We start from the raw sequence: 16,888 nt of genomic DNA, 5'->3' as shown, positions 1-16,888 counted from the left end.
CGGTTCCGCCAGCTTACTCTCTCACTAGCATCCCTTTGATCCGTCAACAAAATGGCTGCCCCGTGGCACCCTCAATATATGGTTAATATTTCGCTCGTTGTGGCCTGAGGGCCACGGCGGCGCTTGGCATCTGGCGGGCTGCTGGCCCATAGTACGAAAACCTCAGTGAATCGCCGTTCAGCTCCGGCCCCTGGCCGGGATCGCAGGACGGCGAAAAGCCCCACATTTTGGAGGAGTTACCCATGTCCGATGCCATCAAGGTCGGCTTTGTCCCGCTGTCTGCCGCCCCCCGTGGCATCCTGGTTGTGTTCTGCGACGATGGCCTGAAGCTCGGCCCCGCGACGGCAAAGGCGCTCGGCAGCGCCGCTGACCTCGTGAAGCGGGCGGCCTCCGCGGCCGCCTTCAAGGGGAAGAGCGGGGCCGCGCTGGACATCCTGGCACCTGAGGGTGTGAAGGCCACCCGCCTGATCGTGATCGGCGCGGGCAAGGCGGCCAGCCTGAAGGCGAACGATTTCCTCAAATTCGGCGGCGTGGCGGCAAGCAAGCTTCCGGCCGGGACCGCGGCCATGACGATCCTGGCGGAGCTGCCCGATGGCGCCATGACCAGCGAGCAGGCGGTCGCGGTCGCCTCGGGCCTTCGCTTACGCGCCTACAAGTTCGACCGCTACAAGACCAAGAAGAAGGACGGCGAGGAGGGCGGCTCGCGCGCCGACATCTCGCTTGCGGTCGGCGATGCCACTGCTGCGAAGAAGGCGTTCGCCGCGGCCGGCCACGTCGTCGATGGCGTGATCATCGCGCGCGATCTCGTCAACGAGCCGCCGAACGTGCTTTTCCCCGAGGAATTCGCGCGCCGCGCCGGCCAGCTCCGCAAGCTTGGCGTCAAGGTCGAGGTGCTCGACGTCAAGGCGATGCAGAAGCTCGGGATGGGCGCGCTGCTCGGCGTCGGCCAGGGCTCGACGCGGCCCAGCCGCACCGTGATCATGCGCTGGGACGGGGCCAAGAAGGGCGAGGCGCCCGTCGCTTTCGTCGGCAAGGGCGTCTGCTTCGACACCGGCGGCATCTCGATCAAGCCGGCCGGCAGCATGGAGGACATGAAGGGCGACATGGGGGGAGCTGCCTGTGTCGTCGGCCTGATGCATGCGCTCGCGGCGCGTAAGGCCAAGGTCAACGTGGTCGGCGCCATCGGTCTCGTCGAGAACATGCCCGACGGCAATGCGCAGCGGCCGGGCGACATCGTCACCTCGATGTCGGGCCAGACCATCGAGATCATCAACACCGATGCCGAAGGCCGCCTCGTGCTCGCCGACGTGCTCTGGTACGTTGCGAAGAAGGTGAAGCCCAAATTAATGGTGGACCTGGCGACGCTGACCGGTGCCATCATGGTCGCGCTCGGCACCGAGCATGCCGGCATGTTCTCCAACAATGACGAGCTCGCCGACCGGCTGATCGCGGCCGGCCTCGAGAGCGGGGAAAAGGTCTGGCGCATGCCGCTCGGTCCCGAATACGACAAGCTGATCGATTCCCAGTTCGCTGACATGAAGAACACCGGCGGCCGTCACGGCGGCTCGATCACCGCGGCGCAGTTCCTGCAGCGCTTCGTCGACGATGTGCCCTGGGCGCATCTCGACATTGCCGGCACCGCCATGGGCGCGCCGAAGACCGACATCAACCAGAGCTGGGGAAGCGGCTATGGCGTCCGTCTGCTGGATCGTCTGGTCGCAGATCATTACGAGCGCAAATGACCGAAGTGCTGTTCTATCATCTGCAAAACATGACGGTGGAGAACGTGTTGCCGCCGCTTCTGGAGAAATCCCTCGAGCGCGGCTGGCGCGTCGTGGTGCAGTCGACGTCGGAGGAGCGCGCCGATGCGCTGGACGCGCATTTGTGGACCTATCGCGACGATTCCTTCCTGCCGCACGCGACATGGCGCGTGAACGATGCCGCCGACCAGCCGATCGTGCTGGCGATCGAGGCGGACAATCCGAACGGCGCCAATGTCCGCTTCCTGGTCGACAACGCCGCGCTGCCGCAGGACGCGGAGGGCTACGAGCGCATGGTGTTGTTGTTCAACGGGGACGATCCGGACGCGCTTGCGCTCGCCCGCAGCGCCTGGGCCGATTGCAAGGCGCGGGGATTTGATGTCACCTATTGGCAGGCCGACGAGCGGGGCCGGTGGCAGAAGCGGAATTAGAGACTGCTCGCAATTAATGATAATTTGCACTTTTCGAACGATGCTGGCTTCGGTCACCTTCGTGCCGCAAAGGGATGTTGGGACAATCGTTTAGGGCTGGTCCTTCACGCGGGGAATTAGTTTATCGTGCGACATCAAAAGCTTCCCGGCTCGCTCATGATTGCGTTGGCTGCCGTAGCACCGCTGGTCGCGGGCTGCTCTGGCGGGACTGATCTGTTGTCGAAGGACGCAGAATGGTTCCAGAAGCCCGGCCGTCTCTTCATCAAGAACATCTCGATCGAATCGCCGCCACTCACGCCTGATAAACCGGTGGGAGCCGAGGATCTCGTCAGTGCCGACGGTGGCTGTCCCGGCATGGCGCCGCCTCCCGGGCCGGCAGACGCCAATGCATCGAGCACGGCGCCCGCGCCGATGGGCGGCACGGTCGCGCTTGGCCATACCGAATGCGACGTGGTGCGCGGCATCGGCGCGCCTTCGTCGGTCAACCTCTCCAACGACGCCATCGGCCGCCGCGTTGCTGTGGTGACCTGGACGACCGGTCCGCGAGCGGGGATCTATACGTTCACCGCCGGACGCTTGTCCTCGATCGAGGGCAATCCGGAGCCGCAGCCGGCGCCGAAGGCGACCAAGCCGAAGCCGAAGAAGAAGTCGGCATAAGCGCGGCCGCGTGACATGACTTGTTTCCCAGAGAGCCGACGCTTGCGGTCGCCATTGTTCTCTGTGTCTAAGCGGTTCAATCTCAACGCTCCGATGAACGCGGCAGGAAGCCGTTGAATTCGGAGTCCCATTGCTGGCTCTTTGCCATCCGTCTCGGCTGAACACATGCGCCGAAGAAGTTGGTCGCCTTTTCGGTTCTGATTGCTGGCTCCCTCCGCGAATGCTCGCGGGGCGGATTACGCCGTGCAGACGCCTGCCACCGCGACCTTCTGGAACAGATGCGGAGAAGCGGCTGCGGACGCGGGATAGGCCGCGATCTTTGATCTGAATTCGGTGTGCGTGAACGCAGCCCTGAAGTGGGCAGTCGATTCCCAGACAGCATAGTTCAGATAGGTCGGACTCTCGCCGATCGCGCGATGAAGCTGAGTGGCAATGAAGCCGGGCTGCCGCTTCATGAAGACCGCATCGTCCTGCCAGACCTCGAGGAAGGTTTGCTCATCGGCCTTGTCGAGGGTGAAGACATTCACCAGGACGACGGGGCCGGCGTCAATGCCGAGTTGACGGTCGATCGGAAAGGAAGGGTCCAGCGGGCGTAGCAGCGACATGAAGGCCTCCGGTAACTTGGTTGTATGATGTCAGTGTGGTACTATGGATACGATGTCAAATCGACATTATGATGTCAATACGGTCTATGGTGACGATATGTTGAAGTCGCAGCGAACGTCGGCCGGCGATGCCCTGACCAAGCTCATGCTTGACTTGTTCCGGCTGAACAGCCTGCTCTTGACCGCGGGTGACCGTCTGGTGGCCCGGCTCGGACTTACGAGCGCCCGTTGGCAGATACTGGGCGCCATTGTGCAGGCGGAGCGTCCCCAACCGGTGGCTTGGCTCGCCCGCGATCTGGGCGCCAACCGCCAAAATGTGCAGCGGATCGTCAACGACCTGCACGCGGACGGCCTTGTCGCCTTCGAGGCCAACCCGCATCACCGCCGAGCGCAGCTTGTTGTCCTCACTGACAAGGGACGGCGCGCTTTCGATGCCGCGATGGCTTTGCAGGCGCCGTGGGTCAACAGCCTTTCGGAAGGGCTTGCGGTGAAGGACCTGCAAACCGTCCATCGCATCGTCGCGGCACTACGCAAGAAGCTCGAGAGCGAGACCGAGGAGCAGACGTAACGCTCGGCGAGCGTGGCACGCGCGTCCGGGGTGCGTCATCATCGTGATCGCGACATGGCTGTTGAACCTGCTTTCCTGATGGTCTTGCCGCCACGAATACGCTCATATGGAGCTACAAGAATTTGGAGGAGACTATGCGGTTCATTGCCTTCATATCGGCTCTGCTTCTGCCGCTCGGCGCGGCGGTCGCCCAGGACTATCCGGCGAGGCCCATCACCATCCTGGTGCCCTTCGCCGCCGGCGGACCGACCGACACCATCGCGCGCCTGACCGCGGCAGGCATGGCGAAATCCCTGGGACAGCAGGTCATCGTCGAGAACGCGACCGGCGCCGGCGGCACCATCGGCACGACCCGCGCCGCGCGCGCGCAGCCGGACGGGTACACGCTCTTGATCCATCACGTCGGCATCTCGACCGCCGCGACGCTCTACCGCAATTTGAGCTACGACACGAAGACGGCTTTTGCGCCGATCGGACTTGTGACCAACGCGCCGATGACCATCATTGCGCGTCCGGATTTCCCGGCCGACACGCTCAAGGACCTGGTCGCCTATGCCCAGCAGCAGGGCGACAAATTGACCTACGCCAATGCCGGGCTCGGCGCGGCGTCGCATCTCTGCGGCATGCTGTTCATGACGGCGATCCAGAAGCAGCTCACCACGGTGCCCTACAAGGGCAACGGCCCCATCATGAACGACCTGCTCGGCAGGCAGATCGATCTCACCTGCGACCAGGCGACGAACACCACCGGACCGATCACGGCCAAGCAGGTCAAGGCCTATGCGATCACCACCAAGGAGCGGCTGAGGAGCCTGCCCGATCTGCCGACGGCCGACGAGGCCGGCCTCAAAGGTTTCGAGCTCGGCGTCTGGCACGGCATCTATGCCCCCAAGGGCACGCCGCCGGCGATCGTTCAAAAGCTGACGGCTGCGCTCCAGACGGCGCTCAAGGATCCGACGCTGATCGCCCGGTTCAACGACATCAACACCGAGCCTGTCCCGCAGGACAAGGCGACGCCCGAGGCGTTGGGTGCGATGCTGACGAGCGAGATCGACCGCTGGGCGCCGATCATCAAGGCAGCCGGCCAATACGCCGACTGAGTCATCCCAGTATAATGGTGCCGACATCGCCGCCGGGCGGCGCCGACCGCGCCGTAAAAGAACATTCAGTGCAACGGCTCATTTCCAGGTATTTACATACCGGTACTGTGCATGGGGTTGTTTTCACGATTTTGATGAGGCGGCCTTTCGGCGTTACCCCGCCGCCTCATCGTATTGCGTGCTCGCCTCGAGCCATTGCTCCTCCGCGCGCGCCAATGCGTCGGCCGCGTTCGCGCGGGCCTTCGACAGTTGCGCAGCCTGCTTGGGGTCGCGGGTGAAGATGTCGGGCAGCGCCAGCGCCGTGTCGATCTTGCTGATGATCTCGCTCACGCGGGCGATCTCGGCTTCGGCTTCCGCGATGCGCTTCTTCAGCGAGCCGCGATTGTCCGACCTCACGCGCTGCGGCTTCTCGCTCGCGACGCTGCGCTCGCGCGGCGCTTCGGCGTTGCGCGCGGACAGCACCAGGCGGCGGTACTCGTCGAGGTCGCCGTCGTAATTGGTCACGGTGCGGTTGGCGACGATCCAGAGCCGCTCGGCGCAGGCCTCGATCAGGTAGCGGTCGTGCGAAACCATGATCACTGCGCCGGGAAACTCGTTGATCGCCTCCGCGAGCGCGGCGCGGCTGTCGATGTCGAGATGATTGGTCGGCTCGTCCAAAATGATCATGTTGGGGCCGAAGAAGGTCGCTAGCCCCAGCAGCAGCCGTGCCTTCTCGCCGCCCGACAGTTTTCCGGCTATGGTGTCGGCGGCCTTGCCGGAAAAGCCGATCGCGCCGGCGCGGGCGCGCACCTTGGCTTCCGGCGCATCGCCCATCAGCTTGCGCACATGGTCGTAGGCGGAGGCGTCCTCGTTCAGTTCGTCGAGCTGGTGCTGGGCGAAATAGGCGGTCGACAGCTTGTCCGCGCGGGTCACTCTGCCAGAGAACGGAGCGAGCCGTCCGGCGAGCAGCTTGACCAGCGTCGACTTGCCATTGCCGTTGGCTCCGAGCAGCGCGATGCGGTCGTCATTGTCGATGCGTAAGGTGACGCGGCTCAGCACAGGCGTTTCCGGATCGTAGCCGACCGAGACGTTGTCGACGGCGATGATCGGCGGGGACAGGATCTTCTCCGGCGCCGGAAAGCTGATCTCGCGCACGTCCTCGGTGACCAGCGCCGTGATCGGCTTCAGCCGCTCCAGCATCTTGACGCGGGACTGCGCCTGCCGCGCCTTGGAGGCCTTGGCCTTGAAGCGGTCGACGAAGGCTTGCAACCGTGCGCGTTCGGCTTCCTGGCGCTTGACCTGCTTGGCATCGAGCAATTCGCGCGCGGCGCGCTGCTCCTCGAAGGAGGAATAGGTGCCCTTGTAGAGCGTGAGCTTGCCGCGCTCCAGATGCAGGATCTGGTCGACCGAGCTGTCCAGGAGGTCGCGGTCGTGGCTGATCACGATCACCGTGCGCGGATAATGCGCGAGGTGATCCTCCAACCACAGCGTGCCTTCGAGATCGAGATAGTTGGTGGGCTCGTCGAGCAGCAACAGGTCGGGCGCCGCGAACAGCGTCGCGGCGAGCGCGACGCGCATGCGCCAGCCGCCGGAGAACTCGGCGCAGGGGCGGAGCTGATCGGCGGCGGAGAAGCCGAGGCCGGAGAGGATCGCGGCCGCACGGCTCGGCGCCGAATGCGCGTCGATATCGACGAGGCGGGTCTGGATCTCGGCGATCCGGTGCGGATCGGTCGCGCGCTCGGCCTCGGCGAGCAGCGCGTCGCGTTCGAGATCGGCCCTGAGCACGACAGAGATCAGGCTCTCGGGGCCGTTCGGCGCCTCCTGCGCCAGGCTGCCGACGCGCCAGCGCGGCGGCAGCGTCACCGAGCCGTGCTCGGCCGCGAGATCGCCGCGGATCACCTTGAACAGGGTCGACTTGCCGGTGCCGTTGCGCCCGACCAGGCCGACGCGGGACCCGGGCGTGATCTGCACGGAACTCTGGTCAATCAGAAGGCGTCCGGCGAGGCGGACGGAGAGATCGGTGATGGACAGCATGCGGCCTTGTCACCGCAGGGCGCGTCGAACGCAACCCGTTTTTCCAAGCTTGTCGTTCAGCGTGACCCTTCGGAAAACCGCTTCACACCTTTCCCGATCATGCTCCCATCAGTGCGATTCGCGCTCGCGCTGCCTCAATTCGTTGAGCAACTTCTCGAGGTGCGTCGGGAGGCGGGGATCGGGGCGCAGACTCTGCTGAAGCCGTTCGCCCACGGCATCGCGAATCGAGCGGCTGGTGCGCCGGTCGATCTGTTCGCTGTCATTGGCAAAAAGGCCAGCCATCGCGCGGCTCCGTGTTCTCAGAGTAAGGACACGGTACCAAGTCATTGCGCCCAAAATGGTTTCGCTGCTTGCGGGGAATCCCCGGGATTCTCGTAAAAATTGTATTATGCCAGCCATGTCCGCCCAAATAAAAGGCCCCGGCGCGGACGCCGGGGCCTCTCCTGAAGGGTTACCTTGGGGGCATAGGTAACCCCTTTGTTCAGGAAGGTGCTTGCGGAAGGTGCTGTCGGGCTCAGTAGCAGCGGTTGATCAGCCGCCAGCGGGGTCCCCAGGGGGTCGGGACCAGCCGGCGCACGTAGCAGCCGCCATAACCGTAGGAGACGGGACCGCCGACATAGAAACGCGGTCCGCCCCAGCCGCGGTGCCAGCCGCCGCCGTGCCAGCCTCCACCGTGCCAGCCGCCATGCCAGTGGGCGGAAGCGGAGGTCGGCGCCAGCGCGGCACCGAGCGCGACCGCGGCAACGGCGGCAAGCGAAAGTTTCCTCAACATGGTGATCTCCTCAACAACTGCCGGCGCGGGGCTATCGCGCCGATGGAAAGGCCGCCGAAACGCTCTGCCTCATGGTCAGGCTTCGGTTTCGATAGCCCCGACCTTACGCCCGCGAAGCTGAACCGAACCCTGATGCGGGTTTCAGATTCGGTTCATCTGAGTGAAATCGGTGTAATCCATGTTGAATCGCGGGCTGCGAGGCCTGCGGCGAAGCGCCTATGCGGCTGTTTCGGCGGTCGCTTGCCGTCCGGCAATGGCGCCGATATAAGCCCCGCAACTGCGAACCCCCGCATTCTCCCCGAGGACAAGATTTATGGCCATCGAACGCACTTTCTCGATCATCAAGCCCGACGCGACCGAGCGTAACCTGACCGGCGCGGTCAACGCCGTGATCGAAAGGGCGGGCCTGCGCATCGTCGCACAGAAGCGTATCCGCATGACCAAGGAGCAGGCCGAGACCTTCTATGCCGTGCACAAGGCGCGCCCGTTTTTCGGTGAGCTCGTCGACTTCATGACCTCGGGCCCGGTCGTGGTGCAGGTGCTGGAAGGCGAGGGCGCGATCGCCAAATACCGCGAGGTGATGGGCGCGACCGATCCGGCCAAGGCTGCCGAGGGCACCGTCCGCAAGCTCTACGCCAAGTCGATTGGCGAGAATTCGGTGCACGGCTCGGATGCGCCGGAGACGGCCGCGATCGAGATCGCGCAGTTCTTCTCTGGCAACGAGATCGTCGGCTGATCTATCAGCCGATAGGTTAGGTACGACGGGCGAAAGGACTCATTGTGGACTGGCTCTGGCAGATCTTCGATCCCGCTACGATCGGGGCATTCTTCACCCAGTTCCGCAACGAAATGGCTGCGCCGACCTTCTGGATCGCGGTTGGCAAGATCATCTGGATCAATATCCTGCTTTCCGGCGACAACGCGCTGGTGATCGCGCTCGCTTGCCGCGGCCTCAGCCCGCGGCATCGGCTGTGGGGCATGATCTTCGGTGCCGGCGCGGCGGTGATGCTGCGGATCATCTTCACCGGCATCGTCGCGACGCTGATGGAGCTGCCGTATCTCAAGCTCGTCGGCGGCCTTGCGCTGATCGTAATCGCGGCAAAGCTCTTGGTGCCGGAAAACGAGGACGAGGATGACGTCGAGTCGGCCTCGCATCTGTTGCAGGCCATTCAGATCGTCGTGGTCGCCGACATCGTCATGAGCCTGGACAACGTCATTGCGGTCGCTGCCGCAGCCAACGGCAGCGTGCCGCTGCTGATCCTCGGCCTCGCCATCAGCGTGCCGCTGATCGTCGCAGGTGCCGCGCTGATCATGGCGCTGCTCGCAAAGCTGCCGGTCCTGGTTTGGGCTGGTGCTGCGCTGCTCGGCTGGATCTCGGGAGAAGTGATCGCGACCGATCCCGGCGTCGCGCCGAAGCTGCACACGCTGTTCGACGGCCCGCTCGGCGCCTCGCTGGACAGCATGCTCGGCGCACTTCGCATCCCGCCGCAATTCACCCATGGCGGCGGAGGCGGCGAATATCTTTGCGCGCTTCTCGGCGTCGTCGTCGTGCTGGTCGTCGGCACCATCTGGCGTCGGCGTAGCCTGGGCGCGGCCGCGCTCGAATCCTCGGAGCGCCACGCCAAGGCCTCGGTCGAATAGTTTTCAGCGACGGACGATCGAGCCGGCGCGGCCAATCAGGCGGGCGAGCTGGCGGAAGCGGCTGCCGACGCGGTCGGCGACGAGATCGCCGAGGCGGTGTTCGAACACCAGCATCAGCTTGCGGCTCTGGCTGCGGAAATGCGTGGCGGGTAGCACGCCCGGCCGCGCCCCCGAAATCAGGTGCGCGACGCGGAACGCTGCTCCCAGGAGGCGGGCGCGCTCGAGCTGCGCCGGCGTCAGCAGGCTCTGCATGGTGAGCGGCGGCTGGTTTTCCTCGCTCAGGCCCGCATAGCGATAGAAAACCGACAAGCCGACGAAGGCGCGCTCGGTGTGGGTGATCGCGCCGAAATTACCATTGACGACGAGGCTCAGCGTCTGCTCGCCGCGATGATCGGGGTGCACGCGCCAGCCGATGTCGGAGAGCAGGCACGCGGTGTGGCGCAGGCGGCGGTCCTCTTCGGTCTCGCGCAGCTTCACGACGCGCGCAAGGCGGTCGGTCCAGGCGATCAGCTCGCGGGCATGCTTCGCCGAGCGCGACAGCAGCTGGTTGAGCTCCTCTGCGGCGCAGATCAGCCCGTCCTTGTTGCGTTCGGAGTCCGAGAGCTTCTCGTGCAACAAACCCTCGCGCACGCCGAAGGTCGAGAACACGATGGTTTTCGGCTTCGCCACGCGGATGATGTGCTCGAGCACCAGGGCGGCGTAGGTGAGGAGGGGGCGGCGTGCATCAGCAACGATCTCGATATCGGCCAGCATGTCGGCGGCCGCAAGCCGGCGCAGACGCCGCGAGAAGTCGAGCGCCTCGGCCGCCGAAATCGAATAGCCGTGCATCACCTGGAGCGGATAGCCGCTCTGGATGATGTGAATACGCGCGAGCGCACGCCAGGTGCCGCCGACCGCGTAGAAAGTGCGGCCGCGACCCGCGGCGAGCTGCGGCACCTCGTCGAGCGCCTCGCGCACGATGCGGTCGGCGCGCTTGAGCGATTTGTGTGCGAGGTCCTGGAGCGCGAGGCCACCGAGCGGCAGCGTCACGCCGCTGCGCACGCTATTCCTGCGCACGTCGATCAGCTCGAGCGAGCCGCCGCCGAGATCGCCGACGATGCCGTCGGGATGATGGATGCCGGAGATCACGCCGAGCGCCGACAGCCGCGCTTCGCGCGGCCCCGACAGGATCTCGATCTTCACGGCGCAGATGCGCTCGGCCTTCGCGATGAAGTCGGGACCGTTGGAGGCGTCGCGGCAGGCGGCAGTCGCAATCGCGAACACGCGTCCGACCTGCATCACGCGGCACAGGGCGCGGAACCGCTTCAGCGAGGTCAGCGCCTTGTCGACGGCGTCGGGCGCGAGCAGGCCCGTGCTCTGCACTTCGCGCCCGAGGCCGCACAGCGTCTTCTCGTTGAAGATCGGAATGAGGCTGCGCGCCAGCGCCTCGTAGACGACGAGGCGGACCGAGTTCGAACCTATGTCGATGACCGCGACGCTCGAGCCGCGCTTGCGCGGCTGCTTCACGTTGAGAATCCGGGATCAGGATTGATGACGTTCATTACGCCGCGTGAGACGGCGCGGCGAGGATTCCTTGAGCGACTTTCCACGGCCAGACAGACTCGGATTCGTCATGAAGTAGTTGTGGACGTTGAAAGGCTCCTCGCCCTTCGCGGCTTTCATACGCGTTGAGGACCCGTCCGGCAACAATTGCCAGCTCTGCTCATTGTCCTTCAGGTTCGCGACCATGATCTGTTCGAGAACCTGCTGATGCACCGTGGGATTTTGCAGCGGACACAGCACCTCGACGCGGCGGTCGAGGTTGCGCGGCATCATATCGGCCGAGGAGATATACACAGCCGCTTTTGCGCTCGGCAGGCCTTGGCCCATGCCGAAGCAGTAGATTCGGCCGTGTTCCAGGAAACGTCCGATGATCGACTTGACACGGATGTTCTCCGACAGACCGGGGATCCCGGGCCTGAGACAGCAGATGCCGCGCACCACGAGCTCGACCTGGACGCCGGCCTGCGAGGCCTCATAGAGCGCGTCGATGATGTCGGGGTCGACCAGCGCGTTCATCTTCATCCAGACCGCGCCGTGCCGGCCGTGCCGTGCATGCGCGGTCTCGCCCTGGATGTGCTCGATGATGCGCTTGCGCAAGGTCAATGGCGACACCGCCATCTTCTCCAGATCGCTCGGCGCGGCATAGCCGGTGATGAAATTGAATACGCGAGCCGCGTCGCGGCCGATGGTCGGGTCCGACGTGAAGTAGGAGAGGTCGGTGTAGATGCGCGCGGTCACCGAGTGATAATTGCCGGTGCCGGTATGCACGTAAGTTGTGAGGCTGCCGCCCTCGCGGCGCACCACCATCGAGAGCTTTGCGTGCGTCTTCAGTTCGAGAAAGCCGTAGACGACCTGCACGCCGGCGCGCTCGAGGTCGCGCGCCCAGCGGATGTTGGCCTCTTCGTCGAAGCGCGCCTTCAGCTCGATCAGCGCCGTGACCGACTTGCCGGCCTCGGCGGCTTCGGCGAGCGCACGCACGATCGGCGAGTTGTTGGAGGTGCGGTAGAGCGTCTGCTTGATCGCGACTACATCTGGGTCGCGCGCGGCCTGCTGCAGAAACTGCACCACCACGTCGAAGGATTCGTAGGGGTGATGGACGATGAGATCCTTCTGCCGGATCGCAGCGAAGACGTCGCCGGCATGCTCGCGCACGCGCTCGGGATGGCGAGGCACGTAAGGGGTGAATTCGAGGTCGGGACGGTCGAGACGAGTGAGCTGCGAAAGCTCGTTCATGGCGAGCACGCCGTCGACGAGAAACACCTCGTCGTCAGCCGTCGACAGCGCATGCTGCACGAAGCTGCGCAGCTGCTCCGGCATCTTGGCGTCGATCTCGAGCCGGATCACCGACCCGCGGCGGCGCCGCTTCAGCGCGGTCTCGAACAGGCGAACGAGGTCTTCGGCCTCTTCCTCGATTTCGAGCTCGGAGTCGCGGATGATGCGGAAAGCGCCCTGGCCATGCAGATTATAGCCGGGGAAGAGACGGTTGATGAACAGGGCGGTTGCCTGCTCCAGCGAAATCAGCCGGACGGCCTTGCCTTCGGCCGGCAGGCGGATGAAGCGGTCGATCTTGCCGGGCATGCGGATCAGGGCGTTCATCTGCTTGCCGTCGGCAGCGCGCGTGAGCTGGAGCGCGATGGTGAAGCCGAGGCTAGGAATGAACGGGAAGGGGTGGGCCGGATCGATTGCGAGGGGAGTCAGCAGCGGGAACACGTTATTGAGGAAGTAGTCCTCGATCCAGGTCCGTTCCGGCTTGGTGACGTCCTTGCCGTCGACCAGGACGATGCCGACCTCGGCGAGCGTGCCGCGCAGGTCGCGCCAGATCGCCTGCTGGTCGGAGGCAAGTTGGGAGACGGTACGATTGATCAAGGCAAGCTGCTCCGACGGGGTCAGGCCGTCCGGGCTGCGCTCGGCAATGCCCTCGCGCACCTGGGCCTTGATGCCGGCGACGCGGACCATGAAGAACTCGTCGAGATTGTTTGCCGAGATCGACAGGAATCGCACCCGCTCCAGCATGGGATGGCTGGGATTGACCGATTCTTCCAGGACACGGCGGTTGAAATGCAGCCAGGACAGCTCGCGGTTGATGAACCGTTCGGGGCTCGAAGCGATCGCCGGCAGGCTCTCCGTTTCCGGGGCTTTTTCTTTGATTTCAACAGCTTGCGCAGAGTCCATGAGAAGTCGATCCATCCAGTTCACCCCAATTGCGACTTACGCGCAAAATCGGTGGGAGCATGTGTTAGAGCGATGACGTTTCGATGACATTGATGTTCCGCCGCTCCGCCGCGTCAAGCGGCTGGTGCCAGCGAACTGGTCAGACGTCCCGAAGCAGCTCGGCCGCCAGCGCCCGGGTGACGGGGCGGCCAAGCCGCAGGGCCTCGCTGTCGAGCAATTCTACCGCCTGCCGGGCGGCGGCCGAGGATCGCTCCAGCCGGGTAGCGAGGTAGCTGACGATGCTCTCATCCACCGTGAGCTGGCGGTCAGCGCAGAATTTGACGATCAGGCCGCGGAAAAGCTGGTCGTCCGGCGACCGCAACGCGACCACCGGCACGGCGCGCAGACGCGAGCGTAGGTCGCGAAGCTCGATCTCGAGCGATGCGGGTAGCTCGCGCCCGGTGAAGAGGACGTAGGCGCCATCCTCGCGGGCGAGGTTCATCAGGTGGAAGAGGGCGCGCTCGTCAAACTCTTTCGCCTTGAGATCTTCGACGACCAGCGCTCCGGTCGCGAGCGCGCCCGGGACCGCGGCGGCGGCCAGCGCATTGGCCGTGGTCGAGCGGGCGCCTGATACCTCGGCCCAGATCGCGGCGAGATGGCTCTTGCCGCTGCCTTCGGGGCCGGTCAGCCACATGATCCGGTTCGGCCATTCCGGCCAGGCGTCGATCAGGCCGAGACCGGCCGCGTTGGCGGGGCCCTCGAGGAAATTGTCCCGGCTGAGGCTTTCCGCATGCGGAAGCGAAAACGCCAATTGTCGGGGATGAACGCGGCCTGCCACGCTTGCCTTGCTCCATGCCGGCGTCCCGGCCTCGTTTGAAAAGATTCGACTTTCGAGCGGGAGTTGGCCTTTTGCGGGGCCACATCCACTCATTTGGCCTCGATCGTGCTCATGTGCCGCAGCCACTCGACGAGATAGAGCGACACCGAGGAGAGCGTGAACACCGTGACGAGGCCCATCAGGATCATATCATAGGGTGCCGGCTTGAAGCCGAAGGCAAGCGCCGCCAGCACCAGCGCCGCGAATGCCACTTGTGCCACAGTATTGAGCTTGGACACCTTTGACGGCTTCATCTCGACCGGCCGGTCGAACAGCCAGGATACGATCACGGCGGCGACGATCATGATGTCGCGCGAGACCACCAGGATGACGATCCAGCGCGGAATCGCCCCCCAGATGCCCAGCGCCATGTAGATCGAGACCAGCAGCGCCTTGTCCGCGAGCGGATCGAGCAGGGCGCCGAGCTCACTCGCCATGTTGAACCGCTTGGCCAGGAAGCCGTCCACGGCGTCGCTGATACCGGCGATCAAGAAGACCGCGAACGCCACCTCCATTTGGCTCGACACGATGGCCCAGACGATGATCGGGACCAGCATGATGCGGCCCAGGGTAATGATATTCGGAATACTCACGCGGCGCTTCCCGGCACCCGGCCTGACCTCGGATCCGGCCCCTTGGGAGGCTGAACCGGTTGATATCTACATACTATAAGGCGGGGCGCCACGCTTGCCATTGCGTGTCCCCGGAATTCGACGTAACCAGCCGCAAACCCACTGGAAATCGGGCATGACCGACCGCAAAAACGGCCTCACTTACGCCGATTCAGGCGTCGATATCGACGCGGGCAACCGCCTCGTCGACCTGATTAAGCCGATGGTGCGCGCCACCGCGCGGCCCGGCGCCGACGCCGAGATCGGCGGTTTCGGCGGCCTGTTCGACCTCAAGGCGGCCGGTTTCAAGGACCCCGTCCTGGTCGCCGCCACCGATGGCGTCGGCACCAAGGTCAAAATCGCGATCGAGACCGGCCTGCATGGCGGCATCGGGATCGATCTTGTCGCGATGAGCGTCAACGACCTCGTGGTCCAGGGCGCCGAGCCGCTGTTCTTCCTGGACTATTTCGCCTGCGGCAAGCTCGATCCGGAGGCCACCGCCGCGATCGTCGCGGGTGTTGCGGAGGGCTGCCGCGAATCCGGCTGCGCCTTAATCGGCGGCGAAACGGCCGAGATGCCCGGCCTCTACAAAGACGGCGATTACGACCTCGGCGGATTTGCAGTGGGCGCCGCCGAACGCGGTACGCTGCTGCCGCGCCCGGACATCGCGGCGGGCGACGCCGTGATCGGGCTCGCGTCGTCGGGCGTGCATTCCAACGGCTTCTCGCTGGTGCGCAAGATCGTGGAACAATCCGGTCTCGGCTTTCAGGCGCAGGCGCCGTTCGCGCCGGTCATGACGCTCGGCGGCGCGCTGCTGACGCCGACGCGGCTCTACGTCAAATCCTGCCTGCGTGCGATCCGCGAGACCGGCGCGGTGAAGGGGCTGGCCCACATCACCGGCGGTGGTTTCACCGACAACATTCCGCGCGTGCTGCCGAAGAACCTCGGCGTCGGCATTGACCTCGCACGCCTGCCGGTGCTGCCGGTGTTCAAATGGCTGGCCGCGCAGGCTGGCATCGCCGAGCTCGAAATGCTGCGCACCTTCAATTGCGGTATCGGCATGATTGCGATCGTCGAGCCTGACAAGGTCGAGCAGGTGGTTGAGGTCTTCAACGATGCCGGCGAGACCGTGGCGCAGCTCGGCACCGTGATTCCCGCCGAGGGCGAGCACCGCGTCGTCTATAACGGCCATCTCGACCTGGCGCTGTGATGAAGCGCCGCGTCGCCATCCTGATCTCCGGCCGCGGCTCCAACATGACCGCGCTGATCAAGGCAGCAAGCTCGGCGGATTTTCCGGCGGAGATTTCGCTGGTGATCTCGAACAAGACCGGTGCGCCGGGGCTGGAACGGGCCAGGGCAAGCGGCATCACGACCGAGGTGATCGAGAGCAAGCCGTTCGGCAAGGATCGCGCCGGCTTCGAGAAAGTATTGCAAGCCGCGCTCGACCGGCACGGCATCGAGCTGATTTGCCTGGGCGGCTTCATGCGCCTGTTCACGGCGGATTTCACCAAGGCCTGGTACGGGCGGATGCTCAACATCCATCCGTCGCTGCTGCCGTCCTTCCCCGGTCTCGATCCGCACGGCCAGGCCCTGCGTGCCGGCGTCAAGCTATCCGGTGCGACGGTGCACTTTGTCATTCCAGAGACCGACGCAGGCCCGATCGTGATGCAGGGCGCCGTCCCCGTCAGCGATCACGACACGGTGGATACGCTGTCCGAGCGCATCCTCGAAGTCGAGCACCGCATTTATCCCGAGGCGCTGCGGCTGCTCGCGACCGGCAAGGTCCGGATCGAGGGTGATGTGTGCAGGACGGTGGGCAGCGCGGCGTCGGAGAATTTTCTGATTGCGCCGGTGGTAGGCTAAAGCATGATCCGGAAGCGTGCGAAGCGGTTTTCCGAAAAGATCATGCTCAAACAACAACCTAAAGCGCGATGCCGATTCATCCTGATCTCGTCGCGCTTTAGGGCTGCGCAGCTATTCGATATAGCTTGCCGGCTCGCCGTTGCGCACATATCCGAAAATGCGGAAACCTTCGGCCGTCTCCTCTCCTGCAAATCGGATACGTGTCAGGATTGCGCGGACAGTTCGCGCTGCCGTGTCGTCTGTAGGAACAGGTCAACCCATTCCATTCCCAGCCGCCTTGCAGCCGGTGGTAATACC

At 64.7% G+C, this 16,888-nt stretch carries 17 protein-coding genes; 9 read left to right on the top strand and 8 right to left on the bottom strand.

The annotated features are described in order from the left end of the window. The first annotated feature begins 242 nt into the window (after positions 1 to 242). The 3 genes from IVA91_RS06635 (at position 243) to IVA91_RS06625 (ending at position 2,848) form a co-directional block, all read left to right on the top strand. Positions 243 to 1,742, top strand: coding sequence for a leucyl aminopeptidase (locus IVA91_RS06635; RefSeq protein WP_247420006.1), 1,500 nt, complete (start codon positions 243 to 245; stop codon positions 1,740 to 1,742). Continuing rightward, the gene (locus IVA91_RS06630) at positions 1,739 to 2,191 is read left to right on the top strand and encodes a DNA polymerase III subunit chi (protein ID WP_247420004.1); all 453 of its coding nucleotides are present in this window, start codon (positions 1,739 to 1,741) and stop codon (positions 2,189 to 2,191) included. The genes IVA91_RS06635 and IVA91_RS06630 overlap by 4 nt, the downstream gene beginning before the upstream one ends. 165 nt (positions 2,192 to 2,356) lie before the next feature. After that, on the top strand, positions 2,357 to 2,848 hold the full coding sequence (locus IVA91_RS06625) for a hypothetical protein (RefSeq protein ID WP_247420236.1): 492 nt from the start codon (positions 2,357 to 2,359) through the stop codon (positions 2,846 to 2,848). Between the two features lie 236 nt (positions 2,849 to 3,084). Here IVA91_RS06625 and IVA91_RS06620 read toward each other — a convergent pair whose 3' ends face one another. Further along, on the bottom strand, positions 3,085 to 3,453 hold the full coding sequence (locus IVA91_RS06620) for an antibiotic biosynthesis monooxygenase family protein (protein WP_247420002.1): 369 nt from the start codon (positions 3,451 to 3,453) through the stop codon (positions 3,085 to 3,087). Positions 3,454 to 3,550: 97 nt separating this feature from the next. On the opposite strand from IVA91_RS06620, the gene IVA91_RS06615 reads away from it, so the two are divergent. After that, positions 3,551 to 4,021, top strand: a complete 471-nt coding sequence (locus tag IVA91_RS06615) for a MarR family winged helix-turn-helix transcriptional regulator (RefSeq protein WP_247281686.1) — start codon at positions 3,551 to 3,553, stop codon at positions 4,019 to 4,021. 134 nt (positions 4,022 to 4,155) lie between these two features. Then, a complete protein-coding gene (locus IVA91_RS06610) occupies positions 4,156 to 5,121 on the top strand; it encodes a tripartite tricarboxylate transporter substrate-binding protein (protein ID WP_247281595.1) in 966 nt (321 codons plus the stop codon). A gap of 153 nt (positions 5,122 to 5,274) precedes the next feature. Here the strand turns inward: IVA91_RS06610 and IVA91_RS06605 are convergent, their stop codons facing one another. The 3 genes from IVA91_RS06605 to IVA91_RS06595 form a co-directional block, all read right to left on the bottom strand. Continuing rightward, positions 5,275 to 7,134: an ABC-F family ATP-binding cassette domain-containing protein gene (locus IVA91_RS06605; protein ID WP_247420000.1), complete on the bottom strand. Its 1,860-nt coding sequence runs from the start codon at positions 7,132 to 7,134 to the stop codon at positions 5,275 to 5,277. 108 nt (positions 7,135 to 7,242) lie between these two features. Beyond that, entirely contained in the window at positions 7,243 to 7,416 is a 174-nt protein-coding gene (locus IVA91_RS06600; protein ID WP_247281593.1) for a hypothetical protein, read from the bottom strand. Positions 7,417 to 7,648: 232 nt separating this feature from the next. Further along, complete coding sequence (locus IVA91_RS06595; protein ID WP_247419997.1) at positions 7,649 to 7,906, bottom strand: sulfur globule protein precursor; 258 nt, start codon at positions 7,904 to 7,906, stop codon at positions 7,649 to 7,651. A gap of 313 nt (positions 7,907 to 8,219) precedes the next feature. Here IVA91_RS06595 and ndk point away from each other — a divergent pair, with 313 nt between their 5' ends. Together ndk and IVA91_RS06585 are read left to right on the top strand one after the other, a co-directional pair. Then, positions 8,220 to 8,642, top strand: a complete 423-nt coding sequence (ndk, locus tag IVA91_RS06590) for a nucleoside-diphosphate kinase (RefSeq protein WP_247458478.1) — start codon at positions 8,220 to 8,222, stop codon at positions 8,640 to 8,642. Positions 8,643 to 8,686: 44 nt separating this feature from the next. Continuing rightward, the gene (locus IVA91_RS06585; RefSeq protein ID WP_247419994.1) at positions 8,687 to 9,547 is read left to right on the top strand and encodes a TerC family protein; all 861 of its coding nucleotides are present in this window, start codon (positions 8,687 to 8,689) and stop codon (positions 9,545 to 9,547) included. A 3-nt stretch (positions 9,548 to 9,550) separates the two neighbouring features. On the opposite strand, the gene ppx is transcribed toward IVA91_RS06585, so the two are convergent. From ppx to IVA91_RS06565, 4 genes are all read right to left on the bottom strand, one after another. Next, positions 9,551 to 11,053, bottom strand: coding sequence for an exopolyphosphatase (gene ppx, locus IVA91_RS06580; RefSeq protein ID WP_247458477.1), 1,503 nt, complete (start codon positions 11,051 to 11,053; stop codon positions 9,551 to 9,553). A 15-nt stretch (positions 11,054 to 11,068) separates the two neighbouring features. Continuing rightward, positions 11,069 to 13,261 carry an RNA degradosome polyphosphate kinase gene (locus IVA91_RS06575; protein ID WP_247281685.1) on the bottom strand — a complete coding sequence of 731 codons (2,193 nt, stop codon included), beginning with the start codon at positions 13,259 to 13,261 and terminating at the stop codon, positions 11,069 to 11,071. Positions 13,262 to 13,400: 139 nt separating this feature from the next. Continuing rightward, a complete protein-coding gene (locus IVA91_RS06570; protein WP_247419988.1) occupies positions 13,401 to 14,078 on the bottom strand; it encodes a DnaA/Hda family protein in 678 nt (225 codons plus the stop codon). Positions 14,079 to 14,167: 89 nt separating this feature from the next. After that, entirely contained in the window at positions 14,168 to 14,710 is a 543-nt protein-coding gene (locus tag IVA91_RS06565; RefSeq protein WP_247419985.1) for a CDP-alcohol phosphatidyltransferase family protein, read from the bottom strand. A 154-nt stretch (positions 14,711 to 14,864) separates the two neighbouring features. Between IVA91_RS06565 and purM the strand changes: the two genes are divergently transcribed. Both purM and purN read left to right on the top strand, forming a co-directional pair. Then, positions 14,865 to 15,938 (top strand): phosphoribosylformylglycinamidine cyclo-ligase, encoded by a 1,074-nt coding sequence (purM, locus tag IVA91_RS06560; protein ID WP_247419982.1) that lies wholly within the window; start codon positions 14,865 to 14,867, stop codon positions 15,936 to 15,938. Continuing rightward, a complete protein-coding gene (purN, locus tag IVA91_RS06555; RefSeq protein WP_247419979.1) occupies positions 15,938 to 16,591 on the top strand; it encodes a phosphoribosylglycinamide formyltransferase in 654 nt (217 codons plus the stop codon). Before purM ends, purN begins: the two co-directional genes overlap by 1 nt. Positions 16,592 to 16,888 lie beyond the last annotated feature (297 nt).

It is taken from the genome of Bradyrhizobium sp. 153, assembly GCF_023073835.1.
GTDB lineage: Bacteria > Pseudomonadota > Alphaproteobacteria > Rhizobiales > Xanthobacteraceae > Bradyrhizobium.
The sequence above is the reverse complement of the archived record's forward strand: the minus strand, read 5'-3'. Positions and strand labels throughout refer to the sequence as shown.

Excerpts from the sequence above, each read along its gene's own strand:
- IVA91_RS06595 (WP_247419997.1), bottom strand. The coding sequence starts at position 7,906 with ATGTTGAGGAAACTTTCGCTTGCCGCCGTTGCCGCGGTCGCGCTCGGT.
- IVA91_RS06610 (WP_247281595.1), top strand. The coding sequence starts at position 4,156 with ATGCGGTTCATTGCCTTCATATCGGCTCTGCTTCTGCCGCTCGGCGCG.
- IVA91_RS06575 (WP_247281685.1), bottom strand. The coding sequence starts at position 13,261 with ATGGACTCTGCGCAAGCTGTTGAAATCAAAGAAAAAGCCCCGGAAACG.
- IVA91_RS06630 (WP_247420004.1), top strand. The coding sequence starts at position 1,739 with ATGACCGAAGTGCTGTTCTATCATCTGCAAAACATGACGGTGGAGAAC.
- IVA91_RS06600 (WP_247281593.1), bottom strand. The coding sequence starts at position 7,416 with ATGGCTGGCCTTTTTGCCAATGACAGCGAACAGATCGACCGGCGCACC.
- purM (WP_247419982.1), top strand. The coding sequence starts at position 14,865 with ATGACCGACCGCAAAAACGGCCTCACTTACGCCGATTCAGGCGTCGAT.
- IVA91_RS06615 (WP_247281686.1), top strand. The coding sequence starts at position 3,551 with ATGTTGAAGTCGCAGCGAACGTCGGCCGGCGATGCCCTGACCAAGCTC.
- IVA91_RS06620 (WP_247420002.1), bottom strand. The coding sequence starts at position 3,453 with ATGTCGCTGCTACGCCCGCTGGACCCTTCCTTTCCGATCGACCGTCAA.
- ndk (WP_247458478.1), top strand. The coding sequence starts at position 8,220 with ATGGCCATCGAACGCACTTTCTCGATCATCAAGCCCGACGCGACCGAG.
- IVA91_RS06605 (WP_247420000.1), bottom strand. The coding sequence starts at position 7,134 with ATGCTGTCCATCACCGATCTCTCCGTCCGCCTCGCCGGACGCCTTCTG.
- purN (WP_247419979.1), top strand. The coding sequence starts at position 15,938 with ATGAAGCGCCGCGTCGCCATCCTGATCTCCGGCCGCGGCTCCAACATG.
- IVA91_RS06635 (WP_247420006.1), top strand. The coding sequence starts at position 243 with ATGTCCGATGCCATCAAGGTCGGCTTTGTCCCGCTGTCTGCCGCCCCC.